Source organism: Sphingobacterium hotanense (genome assembly GCF_008274825.1).
GTDB classification, from domain to species: Bacteria; Bacteroidota; Bacteroidia; order Sphingobacteriales; family Sphingobacteriaceae; genus Sphingobacterium; species Sphingobacterium hotanense.
Genome location: NZ_CP030848.1, coordinates 2,931,715 through 2,945,728 on the forward strand (window position 1 = coordinate 2,931,715; position 14,014 = coordinate 2,945,728).

Here is a 14,014-nt window from a genome sequence, read left to right on the forward strand (position 1 = left end):
AATTAGCGAGGATTTAAGGCTAAACCAGAACTTTGTGCTTCCTGCGGAATCTGGAACACGCGCATCGGATCATTAACTCCCAAGATGAGTATCTCATTGTCCGTAGTCCTATGGGTAACCGGTAATTTGTGACGAATAATATCAAACCAGCGTTGTCCTTCAAAAATAAAATCTACGCGTTTGAAATCTAACACACACTGTACGATCGCACGCTTCAAATCTGCCGTTTTGTAAAATTCCAACAGGTTCCGGTCTGTAATACTGTGCAATTCTGGAACATATATCGGAATCGAAGGACTATGTATAATGCGCTTGGACGCGAAATCATTTAAGTCTTGTATGGCATTATCATATTTTGCTAATTCGGCATATGCCTCCGCTCTATTGAACAACACCTCCTCTGCAGTAAACAATGGAATAATATTGTATGGCGTTCCGATTTCAGCGTTCAACGTCTGGCGAACGAAGTGTTCCCTAAACTTAGGGATATTTAGGCTCGTTTCTCTTCCGTAGATATTATATGCCCACGAACCGTCAGTGACATTGGACGTCGTGAAAAGCTCATTCATGATATCAGTCGTCAGGCTATAACGATATACGGGATAAAACCTTCCCCAAATAGAAGGGGCTTCTGCCATCAATAAATTCGCTGGATTGTCTGCTCGTGTATATTGAGCTTGTAGCTCATAGTATTGAAATGAACGGTAAGCTTCCGAATTGATAGCACGAAGACTGGATGCTATATCGCCCCCCACGAAGACTTGGTTTGCATGCTCAATAGTCTTCTGATAGTCTTTTTTAAACAAGTAAAAACGCGTAGCAAAAGCATGTGCAGCCGCAACGGTAAAATGATATTTTGGAGCTTTCTTATAAGCGGCATTATCTAATAGCGGCAACCCTTCTAACAGATCTTTTTCGATCTTATTGTAGGTTTCAGCGACAGTGCTACGTTCATATTTGCCAATGACCACTTTGCCCACTTCCGTAACATAGGGTATCCCCGGATTGGCTGCAGCATTTGTTGCGTCGTATGGTTGTGCAAAGAAATTGACCAACATAAAGTGCGCATAAGCTCTAGCGACTAAAGCCTCACCCTTGTAGGGTATATATGCAGGATCATCACCCGCTTTTTGAATAGCCTCTAACGCATGATTTGCGGCAGCAATAGCAGCATAAGCTGCATTCCAATAATAAGTTGGCGAATCCATATTGATATCCGCGACATCTTCAAATCGATAAGGCGCTGAATTTACGATTTCCACTGTTCCTGCTCCTTTATCGCCTGCATTATCCGACATCCCCTCCGTAAAACTGATATAGTTTGCTTGCGGATATGCTGTCGCCAGAAGTTCAGCGACTTTTTCCACCGAATTAATTTCGGTTCGCATATCAGGATTTACATCTAGGAACTTATTACATGACGGTAAAAGACCTAGGAATAAAATCGCAGATGGGATAATAATCTTATTTATAGTTTTCATAATCGTTTGGTTCTAAATTCCTAGTTTAAGTGATAGCGTAAATTGACGAGGGATAGGCATTGCCACACCGCCAGAGCCAAAGAACTCAGGATCCTGTCCATTCAAATCTTTATCCGAGTAAATCAACCAAAGATTATTTGCGACCAAGCTCAACGACGCTGATTTCAATGTCGATGTTTTGAGTAAATTCTGCGGCAAATTGTATGAGAGCATCACTTGCTTCAAGCGAATAAAGTCACCCTTAGCAACCCGACGGGTGGAATAATTGTAGTTATTATACGGATAAGAACCGATGATATCGGAGTTCTCACGTCGGTCGAGTATGGAAGGTTCCGCGTCATCACCATACATTAGCCATCGATTCAAGAACTCGTCGGGCGTCGCATCCAACTCTGTATATGAGCTTCTGAACGCTGGTCTAAGACGCACAACATTCCCTGTACTGAAGGTCACTAATGCTGTAAGCCGAATATTCTTATATTGGAATCCGTTGAAGAAACCACCGGTTAGCAGTGGATCGATAGAACCTCCATAAACGAGATGTGAAGTATTTAGATCTTGTAAAAAGACCTCTGGAGACTCCTCTCCCTTTTCATTGATGAATTTAGGCATCCCCTGTTTTTGATCAAGTCCTCTATAATCTAATGAAAACAAGCCTCGCTGCGGATACCCCACCATGGCGCCACCGTCTGTATTTACGAGTGACCAAATATTGGGCTCATTACGTAGGTTCGTAATTTTCGCTTTATTATATCCGAAATTAAATTGTGTATCCCATTTCCAATCCGATTTATTCAATAACTTGACACCTAAGGACCTTCAACACCATAGGCTTCCATGTCAGCATAGTTTGCTAACTTCAAAGCTTCCCCATCAATACCGCCGGTCCGAATACGTCCAATCAGATCGTAGCTATCGTGGTCATAATAGTCCATCGTTAGTGTCAGTCTATTATTCCACATGGCCATATCAAACCCGATATTAGCCTTGTACATCTTCTCCCAAGTCAACTCTGAGTTCTCGACATTAGCTATCCCGATAACAGACTCTCTTTCGGTTAAGTAAGGTCTATTGGCTGCTCGATTACGCAATACAACGCTCGAATTAGTAGCAGGTCCGCTACTAGCTGTCAATCCATAACTCGCCCGAAGGGTCGCCGTATTGATAAAGCTTTGCCTTTGGAAAAACTCCTCACCATCGATGTTCCAGGAAGCACTCAGGTTCCAAGTCGGTAACCAACGCGCTGTATTCGTGCGCCCCATTAAGTTGGAACCATCATAGCGAACAGTTCCCGCCACGTTGTATCGATCTTTAAAAGTATACCGAGAATTCAAACCGTAGGCTAGAAAACGCTCCTTACGCTTGGACATTTCAAAATAATTCGCATTCGCTTCAACCATCATTTTCAGAAATTTAGGATCCACATACGGTACACCGCCCTTATCAAATTGATAGCCATATCCGTTGAAAACCTTAAACTTTCTATCAGCAGAACGGAGCTCCATAAATGCATAAGAATTCAGCTTATGATCCTCCGCGAGTTTTACATTGTAATCCAAGGAATTCCGAAGATTGTAACTAACCATATTAACATCGTCTGTATTATAGAATCCTCCGTAAGGGAGAATAACAATAGGTTCAGCTTCCGGATTATCAGGATCACGATAAAGAAACCTGTTCGATTCTCGAATTGTCGCATCCGCATCTGCTCGATATGCATTTGGGATATTCGAGTTTTCGTGGATGTTATGCTCCTGATTGGTAACCGCATATCGATATGCTCCTTCAAAAGAAAACTTAAGGTTGTTTAGAATATTATATCGCAAATCACCCTGCATTTTGAAATCAATAAAATTCAGTTTGATATTATTGTATTCCAATTCATTGAGAATATTGAAGGGTGCGAAATTCCGTCTAAAATACTCGAGGTTTCCCTTTTCATCATAGGCTGTAAGCACCCTGCTGGTATTTAGGGCATAGCTGAAGGGATTAATATCAAAATCACGATCAAAGCTTCCAGTAACCTGGTTACTTGTCCGTCCTAAGGTTCCCGGTGCATTTTGATCACGAATCGATCCCTGCGCGATAATTCCAAAGTTAAGGCGCTTGCTTGGTGTAAAAGTCGCCCGCACATTCCCCGTATAACGTTGTACCGCGTCTGCTTTACTCCAGCCATTATCGTTCAAATAACTTGTAGAGACATACAACTGGCCTTTTTCTGTACCCATAGACACGCTTAATGCATGCTCTTGCATTAGCGAATTATCGAACAACACGTCGAACCAATCCGTATTAGCGTTCGCATAGCGCTCTAGAAAAGCACGTCTACTTGCTGGATCATTCTTCAACCCAAATTGCCCGTTCGACTCGTTATATTGATTGATCAGATCTGCCATCTTAATGAATACACCACCATTGGCAAATCGAGACGTTTGCCCATAATTCAGCCATCCTTTACGTTGCATTTCCGCATACATCGACATCTGATCGTGGGAATTCATAATATTAAACTGACTGTAAGAAGGTTTGAGATAGGTTGAGAAATTTCCAGTATAGGAAACTAAAGGTGTTCCAACCCTACCTTTTTTGGTCGTAATGACGATAACCCCGTTCATTGCACGAGCGCCATATAGAGATGTCGCAGCGGCATCTTTTAATATTTCGAAGCTCTCAATATCGTCAGGATTTAATCCTGCTACAGACGATCCGATTAGGGTCGCCGGGTCGCCCGTTGACAACTGCTCGTTAGAAATATTGACAATATCCTCCAGGATCATCCCATCTACAACCCATAAAGGCTTGTTGTCCCCGCTGATGGAAGTCGCACCCCGAACCCTTATTTTAGGAGCAGCTCCGAATGTCCCCGATACATTCTGAACCGAAACACCTGCAACTTGTCCTTCTAACATCCGGCTGACATCGGCAATACCGTCGCGACGGACATCCTCGGTGTTAATCTTCGTAGAAGCGCCAGTGAATTGTCGCTTACTTACCACCTGATAGCCCGTAACTACAACATCATCAAGAACCGTACTTGTAGCCTTCATATTGACGCTAATAAAATCACGTGCACCAACGGTGATATCCTGTCCTTCGTAGCCTAATAATCGAATCTGAAGAACTGCGCCCGCAGGAACCTGTAGTGTAAACTTCCCCTCGGAATCGGTTGACACCCCCTGTGAAGTGCCTTTGATTATCACTGAAGCTCCCGATAATGGTTTACCGCCCTGATCGCGCACTTCCCCTTTAATGGTTCGTTGGAAGTCTATGGAACCCACGCTATTCGCCTCAGCGCTAGATAGTAGGAATAAAATCAACATGGAAGAAAATGTTGTTATCCATAACGACTTCGCTTTGTTAAAAATTAAAAATAAATCCATATAGTTAAGTAATTAGTCATAAAAAATCTATCAAAACTTAGCGTGTATTTTGGTTAAAGCTTATTTAAAAAAGATCTTTCGAATGGTGCCGCCACGTTCGGCATTTCCTTCTAATGCCCTAAATTGATTGCCAATGTTGTTTATTAATGTTTATGATGAATCTTAATCTTTCAGTCAATTTGTTGGAGGGATCTCCATGTCCATGCTACTTCCTACCATTACGTTCCTCAAAGTGGTTTTCCTTTGCCACCTCCATTAAAAACAAGCCTCTACACTCATCCAACACATCCTCATCGACTCGCTCCTTCGACGCTGCCTCCCAAACCTTATCTAAATACTCATCCAAATGCAGCTTACCCTCTACTGAATTCACATACTCCTCAACGCGCTTCATTTCGGCTTTGGAACAACCATCGGATAAATAATTCTCCAACAAGAATTCTGTAATTCTTTCCGTCATAATTGGTGGTTATAATTTTCAAACGACGCGAAACTTTGAAGGCCGTTCAATATGATAAACAGTATTTTTTAGGCACCGTACTATCCACTTCAAAAAAATATTTTCATCCTATCCAATCGACTTCTAATCAGCACCTAATAATTAGCGACTTGACCGTACACTAATCCAATCGAAAAGCGTATCTTTGCACCATGATTAATGTATCAAATTTATCTCTTCGCTATGGAAAACGTGTTCTATTCGAAGATGTCAACCTAAAGTTTACTCCCGGAAATTGTTACGGTATTATTGGTGCCAATGGTGCTGGTAAATCTACATTCCTAAAAATCATATCAGGAGAAGTAGATCCAAGCACTGGATCAGTTTCCTTTACACCAGGCGAGCGCATGTCAGTTCTTAACCAGAACCACTATGCATTCGATGAATTCCCTGTAATCCAAACTGTCATGATGGGTAATCAGGAACTATTCAAAGTCATGAAAGAAAAGGATGAAATCTATATGAAAGATCCTTTTACTGATGCCGACGGAGAGCGTGCGGGTGAGTTAGAGAGTTTATTTGCTGAAATGGATGGCTGGAACGCAGAAAGCAATGCAGCAACCCTATTGAGCAACTTAGGAATTAAAGAAGATCTTCACTATAAACAAGTCAAAGAATTAGATGGTAATGAAAAAGTTCGCGTGTTATTAGCACAAGCACTTTTCGGTAACCCAGATATCCTGATTCTGGATGAGCCTACCAACGACTTGGATATTAACACCATTGCATGGTTAGAAGATTTCCTTGCGTCTTATGAAGCAATCGTATTGGTCGTATCTCACGACCGTCACTTCCTAGATGCTGTATGTACGCACATTGTGGACATTGACTTCAGCAAGATGTCAATCTACTCTGGTAACTACACCTTCTGGTACGAGTCTTCTCAATTAGCATTGAAACAGCGTGCTGATCAGAACAAGAAAATGGAAGATAAGGTTAAAGAACTTCAGGAGTTTATCCGTCGTTTCTCGGCCAATGCTTCCAAATCTAAGCAAGCAACTTCTCGTAAGAAAGCTTTGGATAAGATCAATATCGATGAGATCAAGCCTTCAAACAGAAAATACCCTGCTATCATGTTCAACATGATGGATAGAGAGCCTGGAGATCAAATCCTGAATGTCGAAGGATTAAGCAAAACCAAAAACGGTGAAGTTTACTTCAAAGACATCACTTTTATGATGAATAAGGGTGATAAGATTGCTGTTCTAGCTGAAAACAACTTAGTGACCTCAGCATTCTACGATATCCTGACAGGGCGTGATCAAGACTATAAAGGTGAATTCAAATGGGGCGTAACAATTACGCCGGCAGATATGCCAATTGATAACGCAGCCTTCTTTGACGGAAAAGATGAGAACCTTGTCGACTGGTTGAGAGATTACACAACGAAACCTGATGCTGATGAGCAATTCATCCGCGGATTCTTAGGTAAGATGTTATTCTCTGGTGAAGAAGTATTGAAGAAGTGCTCAGTACTATCCGGAGGTGAGAAAATGCGTTGTATGTTCTCTCGTATGATGTTACAAGGAGCAAACTTCTTGATCTTCGACGAACCAACCAACCACTTAGACTTGGAATCCATTACCGCCTTAAACAACGGAATGAACGATTTCAAAGGATCGATGCTATTCACATCACGTGACCACGAATTAACACAAACTGTGGCAAACCGCATCATCGAACTTACTCCAAACGGAATCATCGACAAACTCATGTCATACGATGAATACATAAACTCCGACGCTGTAAAAGCACAACGCGAGCAAATGTATAAATAACAAAAAAGGCGATTCGAAGAATCGCCTTTTTTGTTATTTAGATTTTAGATATTAGACATTAGATATCAGACACTGCATTTCGGCTTTTGAAAGAAAGGTATGTATCCAAGAAAGGAAGGGAAATTTGTCTTGAAGAAAAGAAGGGAAATTTGTCTGAACCAGGAAAGAAAGGATTAAAAGATTAACAGGATCCTGCTAATCCTTACATCCTTCCTTTCCTGGTTCAAAGACAAATAATCCTGCTAATCCTTACATCCTTCCTTTCCTGGTTCAAAGACAAATAATCCTGCTAATCCTTACATCCTTTCTTTCCTGGTTCAAAGACAAATAATCCTGCTTATCCTTTTATCCTTCCTTTCCTGGTTCAGACAAATTTTCTTTTCCTTCCCCGGTTCAAAGACAACACACATCTCGCGCTTCCTTTCAAACAACACTCTAATGTCTAAAATCTCATATCTAATATCTCATATCTAATATCTAATCAACAATTTTCTGATGCCTTCCCTCCAGCGCCGCAATTAACTTCGCTTTTACAAGCGTATAGGTGTAATCTTTGGCTTCTGCAAAAGAGATGTTATACCGGCGTTCTATTTGTTGCAACTCGTTAGGAAAACGAACCAATAACTTATCGTAATACGCATCTAACACTTCGTTGGATGGCATTTCAAAACTAATCTTCAATTGAAAACGGCGGATCAGCGCAAAGTCTATGATATCGATATGGTTCGTTGCACAGATGAGCATCACTTGCTCGGGCAAGTAGTCAATCAGCTGAATCATTGTATTCACCAAGCGGCGCATCTCACCCACATCGTTCTCATCCTCGCCTCGAGCTTTTCCAATCTGATCAAATTCATCCAGAAATAATACCGCTTTATCGCGAATCGCCCGATCGAATACCTGCTTAATATTTTGGGACGTTTCCCCAATTCTAGAATTGATGATGTTGCTTAGGTTCAATACGATCAACGGTCTTTCCACAGCATTTGCTATAGCCTTAGCTGTTGTCGTTTTCCCACAGCCGGAGCTGCCGAAAAGCAAAACCTTATTGTTTACCGGAAGGCCATATTGTTGAAGGTCATCAACATATAATTGTTCTTTAATCAATTGCTGGATCTGCAATCGGTTTTCCTCGCTCAGGAAAACATCATTTAAATTAACTGGTTCTTTATCCTTAATAATAAGGTCTTGAATATTCATGCGTTACGGGGGAGTCAAACTTCTATAAAGCCCAAAAATACGAAATACTTACTCGATAACTAAGAGAAGCACCGGATAATCTTTTCCCAAGGAATCCTGCTCAGTACGCGATGATACTTTAAAGCCATGCCTTTGATAGAAGACAACAGCCTGTTCGTTCTGCTCATTAACATCTACAGACTTTACGCCAAGTTCCTCGACAGCATAGTTCAACAATTGCTTGCCTATACCGCGGCCGCGGAAAGCATCATCAACGAATAGCATCTCCAAATGATGTTCATTTACAGCCATGAATCCGAGAATAGACTCCTCTTTAAATACATAAACTTCTAAGTGAGGCAGATATTCGTTTGGTATCGCGTCTTTAAAAAACAAAAAGTCTTCTTCCTTCAAAAAATGATGGGTAGCTTTTACAGCAGATTCCCAAATATCAACCAATATCCTATAATCCTGAGACTCGTAGCGCTCAATTACCCCTCTAATTTCTGCCAATTGCTTTTTTCAATTAAGTAAACGAAGTTCTTTTTAATACCCTCGCCGTAATAGGCTACTTCCTTCTCATCAATCTTAATTGCGCCCAAGCGCTCGATAGATATCTGCGAGCGTAAGTTTTCCGCACCGATATGAAAAAGTACCTTCGAAACATAAGGAAAGATGTAAGCTAGCATCATGCGCTTGACCGCATGATTGGCTCCCGAACCCCAATAATTCGTTGCGTAGAATGTGTAGCCTATATGAATGCTATCATCCAGTGGTTCTCGGTCGTAAAATCGAGTACAGCCTATTACCGCCATGCTATCTTTATCAATAACTTTGAACGCGCCTCCACTATTTAAAGCGCCTTCAAAGAAATTCGTGAATACGTCACGACGCCAACGGTCTTTATTAGGATGCTGCTCCCAAACTTTAGGGTCCGAAGCAACTGCATATAGTTCTTCGAAATCATCCGCTTGTAATGGGAGCAGCAAATATTGCTCATGCTCTAGCACAGGCTGTAGGTTAACATTCATTTCCATTGCTCTCTGGTATTTGGTGTTTACCAAAGTTAAAGAACAATCATTTAAAATGTATGACGATTATCATTAGAATCTGTATCAATCAATTTGTTATATGGGTCAACACCTACCGCGATGGGCTTCTCATTTACAACAAAGGTCAATCGATTTTTGATACGATCCACTTTAACCCGCTTTTCTAAAAGCGCATGTTCGTGCTCATACTTCCCCTGCTTCTTCGGCGATCCAAAAATCGCGACATCAACGTAATCGCGCAAAGGCAATGATTCCACGGAACGCTTATCACTATCTTTCATCTTCTCCGAAAGCTTCGTTCCCTTCACATCTTCATAACTGCGCTTTCCCTTCTCATCCGTGCGATATTTCGACACCTTAAAGTCCATGCTCACCTCATATTTACCATCCTTGAGTGGCTTAATGCTAGCATTTTCGATGGCATTATCGTAAAGCGTTACTGTCTCGTACATATCTTTGATCAAGTATTGCAGCGAATCCGGCGTGTGCTTTCTTAGTACATCCACAAACTCGATTGAAGTCGTATAAGGTGGGTTTTGAAACGCTGTCTTCGCAATATATTCCTTGAGCATGCTGCTGAACGCGTTTTCCCCTAAATAATCGCTCATGGCATACATCACCAACGATCCCTTGTTATAATGAATGTATTGTTGATTTTCATTCAACATCAACGGGTTCTCTTTCAACTGTTCGCTCGCGCGCCCCATTAAATATTGGTCTAAGGCATCCTTCAAAAACTTACGCATCTGCCCCTTACCATAGGTATGCTCCAACACTTTTAGAGAACTATATTCTGATAAAGACTCTGACATCATGGTAGCACCCTTCACATTCGCCCCGATTACCTGATGCGCCCACCATTGATGCGCAAACTCATGCGCCACAACCGAGTACGGATAATCTACTGCATTCGGATTTTCATCGTCTACTTTAGCAATAAAACCAATGCTCTCGGAAAATGGAACTGTATTCGCAAAGGCTTGTGCAAACGTACCGTGCGTACTAGGAAACTCAATAATACGTAATTGATTGAACTGATATGGGCTGAAATTCGACTCGTAATAGCCCAAAGATTTTTTGATCGAAGCCATCATACGGTCTAGATTATAATCATGTCCTTTGTGATAGTAAATCTCCATATTCTTGCCATTCACCTTCTCTTTCTTTACCTCATACTTCGCCGAAATAAACGAATAAAAGTTAAGGATCGGACTATCCATTTTATAATGGAAGTACTTCTTGCCATTCTCTTCCCACTCCTTCTGCAAGTATCCTGGCGCAATCGCAATCTGGTCCGGACTTGTACTAACGATCGCTTCAAAGTCTATCCAATCTGCATCTTTCGAGATGTAGGTATTCCTCAATTTGCTACTGTCGCGAGGATCTGCCATACGATCGCGTGGTGCCAATTTATACTTCTCACGGACTCTGTTATCCACAAGCTCTACCCCATCTTCATATGCTAAAGATGGAAAAACGGAGTTATTAAAAAATGTTCCATTTTCTAAAATCAACGAGCGATCCATTAAGAAGGTATTCGAAAGACTAGTAAGTTGATACTTAATTTTCAAAGAATCACCAGGCATCAAAGGTTCCTGCAAATGATAGATGTTGACTTCCAAAATACTATCCTTAACCGTATTTTTAATCTGACGATCCAATTTAACCTCAGTCTTCACAGATCCATTAAATCGCATAAACATCGAGTCAATAGGCTGCTCCGTCTTATTCACATAAACAAAATTGCCCTCCGCCTTAAGATGTCGGTCTTTTGGTGTTATATCGACCTTTGCGAATACACTAACCAAGCGCGGCATAGGCAGATCTTGGAAATGTCGGTACTTTTTCTCATAATCTACCTGCTGCAATTCCTTCTCTTTGTTGGAATAGCGAGTCGAAACAACGTTATTTACATAGTAAATCGCATAACCTAAACCAACAAAAGCAATCAACGACAACAGCGCCGGGATTACAATTGGCGCTTTAAAACGCAGTGCAAATTGTTGCAATCTATCCTTCACGTTGGAGATGATACCGCGGCGCCAGAACAATAATGTCAAGGCAAATAATACACCTGTAAACAACAACCAATATAATCGATAATATAAATAATGACGGATATCTGCATAACCATTCATATCTGAATAGTGATAGCTAGCGCCGTTATTGAATTTATAGATTGCCTGCTCGATACCAATTCTAGACAGGAATGGGATGCCTAAGACAATGATTAAGCACACGATAAACCCTACAAAATAATTGCGGAAGAACCCATGGATAAATAACGCAAAACCTATCAATACCAGATATTTCAAGTAATCGAGGATAAACAATTCGTATAAATAATGTCCAATCTCGAATTTGAAATAACCATTATAAGTTTGATAGATAATACCGGTCAGCATACTAATGATGAGGACAACGATGGTCATCTTCATCAAAGCGATATACTTGGAAGTCAATAACACCCAGTTCGGAACAGACGTCGAGTCAATAAGCAATTTCATATTGCTTTGTTGATCCCGCTGTATGAGCATTCCGGCGAACAACAAGATCATGATCACGAGGAAAAAACTGTATATTCCACCCATGGTCTGCAAGACTTGCCATGTAACGGGATAAGTAACCGTACCATACAGCATACCTCCGACAGACATCACCGCCAATACGAATAATGCCGCTATCAGCAACAGAATAATGAACGTCCAATTCTTAACCACATACTTGAAATCGATGTGGCTCAGTCGCCAGCTCAACTTCAAATTGCTGAAAAAAGAATGCGATATGCCGACCTTTGGCAGATCAATCTTGATTATGCTACCAAAGTTATTTTTCGTAACCCGTTCAGAAGACTTCGAACGTGTGAAGCTGATCCCCAATTGTGAGAATGAGAACTTATAATAAACCAAGCCTAAGATCAGCACTGCCAGCCCCGTCCAAATAAGTCGGTTGTAAAGCATAACGCCCGACATGGGTAATAGGTTATTGTTCTGCTCTTCAACGCTCCAGTATTTTGTATAATAGGTAATAGGCTGGAATCCAAATGGGTCTAACAGAGCAACCAAATAACGATTATCCGCATCCTGCGTAGCAATATCAAGCACCGATTGCAATAACAATAAGATCAGCACGAACACAAATCCAACGTAGATATTTCGGCTGAAGGTTACTAACGCAAAAATGATACTTCCGAACAAAAGAAAGTTCGGCAAAACAACCAATAGAAATCCACTGAAATATGCCTCTATACGATTTGGCCCCAACATACTCTTATCGATTCCTGGATGAAATTGAGCCATATAATAACCCAATATGGTAAGGATGGCTACAAAACTGACAACCAGCAATGCACTGAGAAATTTCGCCGACAGGTAACTTAACTTATCTAGCGGATAAGAAAATAATAGATTATGTACGTGATAGAGATAATCCCTATATACTGCCGCGCCAATAATAGTCGGCAATAGGAAGTAAATCAACGTAGAAAAACTATTGAAGAACCCCGCGATATTTAGTGGCGAATTGACATATACAGGAGTCGATGTCGTCGCAGAAACGGCATCGAATGCACCCAACGCAGCAATCGTCGTAAAGTAAGCTAAGGCAAAATAAATAACACAATAGACATAGAAAACAGGCTGTTTAAACCAGCGTGTTACTTCGAAAGTAAAGATGGTACTAAACATTGATGCTATCGTTTTTAAGGGCTACAAAATAAACGTCTTCTAGTATAGGGCTTACCGAGCGAAAAGACTCGTCAGGCTGCACATCGCTCATTACGCGAATGTTGAGCGTATTGTCCTGATTATAGTTCGAAGAGATAATATTATGTGTCGCATTTGCTGCATCAAACTCGCTGCGTTCAACGCGCTTCGTCCAGATCTTACCATTCAACTGCTTCTCCCCTTCTTCTGACGAACCACGGAACAGCACACGGCCACCATTCATGATCGCCAATTCATGGCATAATTCACGAACATCATCCACAATGTGTGTTGAGAAAATAACGGTATGCTGTGCTCCGATCTCACGAAGAACATTTAAGAAGCGATGGCGCTCCGCTGGGTCTAATCCAGCCGTCGGCTCATCAACGATAATTAATTTCGGATTATTCAGCAACATCTGCGCAATACCGAAACGTTGCTTCATACCACCAGAATATCCGCTCACGCTTTTCTTACGTACATCGTAAAGATTTGTCACCTGCAATACTTCCGTAACAATCTTTTGGCGGTCGGCTTTAGCACTGATTCCTTTCAGATTAGCAAAATAGTTCAATAGCTCCTCAGCAGATAAGTTCGGATACACCCCAAATTCCTGTGGCAAATAACCCAATACGCGACGAAGCGCATTCTTATCGCTCAATATATCGATATCTCCAAAGGTAATATCGCCCGAATCCGGTGTCTGCAAAGTCGCGATAGTACGCATTAGAGATGATTTCCCAGCACCATTTGGCCCCAATAAACCAAACATCCCCGGCCCTATCGTCAAATTAACATTATCTAGCGCCTTCACGCCATTACTATAAGTCTTGTTTAAATTACTAATCGTTAAGTTCATGTTGTTAGTCGTTATATTAGGTTAGTCGCCTTAAAAGCAAAAATGTAACAATAAAAATTAAAATAAATAATTTTCTACCAGC

General features: G+C 41.2%; 10 protein-coding genes. 1 reads left to right on the plus strand and 9 read right to left on the minus strand.

Annotated features, from left to right (window positions below; genetic code table 11):
- Positions 1-2: 2 nt before the first annotated feature.
- From DSM08_RS12365 to DSM08_RS12380, 4 genes are all read right to left on the minus strand, one after another.
- Positions 3-1,481: a RagB/SusD family nutrient uptake outer membrane protein gene (locus DSM08_RS12365; protein WP_149526451.1), complete on the minus strand. Its 1,479-nt coding sequence runs from the start codon at positions 1,479-1,481 to the stop codon at positions 3-5.
- A gap of 12 nt (positions 1,482-1,493) precedes the next feature.
- Entirely contained in the window at positions 1,494-2,279 is a 786-nt protein-coding gene (locus DSM08_RS12370) for a SusC/RagA family TonB-linked outer membrane protein (protein ID WP_149526452.1), read from the minus strand.
- Between the two features lie 11 nt (positions 2,280-2,290).
- A complete protein-coding gene (locus DSM08_RS12375; RefSeq protein ID WP_149526453.1) occupies positions 2,291-4,861 on the minus strand; it encodes a SusC/RagA family TonB-linked outer membrane protein in 2,571 nt (856 codons plus the stop codon).
- A 205-nt stretch (positions 4,862-5,066) separates the two neighbouring features.
- Positions 5,067-5,321 carry a hypothetical protein gene (locus tag DSM08_RS12380; RefSeq protein WP_149526454.1) on the minus strand — a complete coding sequence of 85 codons (255 nt, stop codon included), beginning with the start codon at positions 5,319-5,321 and terminating at the stop codon, positions 5,067-5,069.
- A 191-nt stretch (positions 5,322-5,512) separates the two neighbouring features.
- Between DSM08_RS12380 and DSM08_RS12385 the strand changes: the two genes are divergently transcribed.
- A complete protein-coding gene (locus tag DSM08_RS12385) occupies positions 5,513-7,138 on the plus strand; it encodes an ABC-F family ATP-binding cassette domain-containing protein (RefSeq protein WP_149526455.1) in 1,626 nt (541 codons plus the stop codon).
- Positions 7,139-7,615: 477 nt separating this feature from the next.
- Here the strand turns inward: DSM08_RS12385 and DSM08_RS12390 are convergent, their stop codons facing one another.
- Genes DSM08_RS12390 through DSM08_RS12410 form a run of 5 tightly spaced genes read right to left on the minus strand, consistent with a single transcriptional unit; the run spans position 7,616 to position 13,932 of the window.
- Positions 7,616-8,338, minus strand: a complete 723-nt coding sequence (locus tag DSM08_RS12390) for an AAA family ATPase (protein WP_149526456.1) — start codon at positions 8,336-8,338, stop codon at positions 7,616-7,618.
- Positions 8,339-8,386: 48 nt separating this feature from the next.
- Positions 8,387-8,830, minus strand: coding sequence for a GNAT family N-acetyltransferase (locus DSM08_RS12395; protein ID WP_246172240.1), 444 nt, complete (start codon positions 8,828-8,830; stop codon positions 8,387-8,389).
- Complete coding sequence (locus DSM08_RS12400; protein ID WP_149526457.1) at positions 8,809-9,348, minus strand: GNAT family N-acetyltransferase; 540 nt, start codon at positions 9,346-9,348, stop codon at positions 8,809-8,811. The genes DSM08_RS12395 and DSM08_RS12400 overlap by 22 nt, the downstream gene beginning before the upstream one ends.
- Before the next feature lie 50 nt (positions 9,349-9,398).
- Complete coding sequence (locus DSM08_RS12405; protein WP_149526458.1) at positions 9,399-13,055, minus strand: ABC transporter permease/M1 family aminopeptidase; 3,657 nt, start codon at positions 13,053-13,055, stop codon at positions 9,399-9,401.
- Entirely contained in the window at positions 13,048-13,932 is an 885-nt protein-coding gene (locus DSM08_RS12410; protein ID WP_149526459.1) for an ABC transporter ATP-binding protein, read from the minus strand. Before DSM08_RS12410 ends, DSM08_RS12405 begins: the two co-directional genes overlap by 8 nt.
- Positions 13,933-14,014 lie beyond the last annotated feature (82 nt).

Coding starts and splice junctions, on each gene's coding strand:
- DSM08_RS12375 (WP_149526453.1), bottom strand. CDS start 4,861: ATGGATTTATTTTTAATTTTTAACAAAGCGAAGTCGTTATGGATAACA.
- DSM08_RS12385 (WP_149526455.1), top strand. CDS start 5,513: ATGATTAATGTATCAAATTTATCTCTTCGCTATGGAAAACGTGTTCTA.
- DSM08_RS12390 (WP_149526456.1), bottom strand. CDS start 8,338: ATGAATATTCAAGACCTTATTATTAAGGATAAAGAACCAGTTAATTTA.
- DSM08_RS12400 (WP_149526457.1), bottom strand. CDS start 9,348: ATGAATGTTAACCTACAGCCTGTGCTAGAGCATGAGCAATATTTGCTG.
- DSM08_RS12410 (WP_149526459.1), bottom strand. CDS start 13,932: ATGAACTTAACGATTAGTAATTTAAACAAGACTTATAGTAATGGCGTG.
- DSM08_RS12365 (WP_149526451.1), bottom strand. CDS start 1,481: ATGAAAACTATAAATAAGATTATTATCCCATCTGCGATTTTATTCCTA.
- DSM08_RS12405 (WP_149526458.1), bottom strand. CDS start 13,055: ATGTTTAGTACCATCTTTACTTTCGAAGTAACACGCTGGTTTAAACAG.
- DSM08_RS12380 (WP_149526454.1), bottom strand. CDS start 5,321: ATGACGGAAAGAATTACAGAATTCTTGTTGGAGAATTATTTATCCGAT.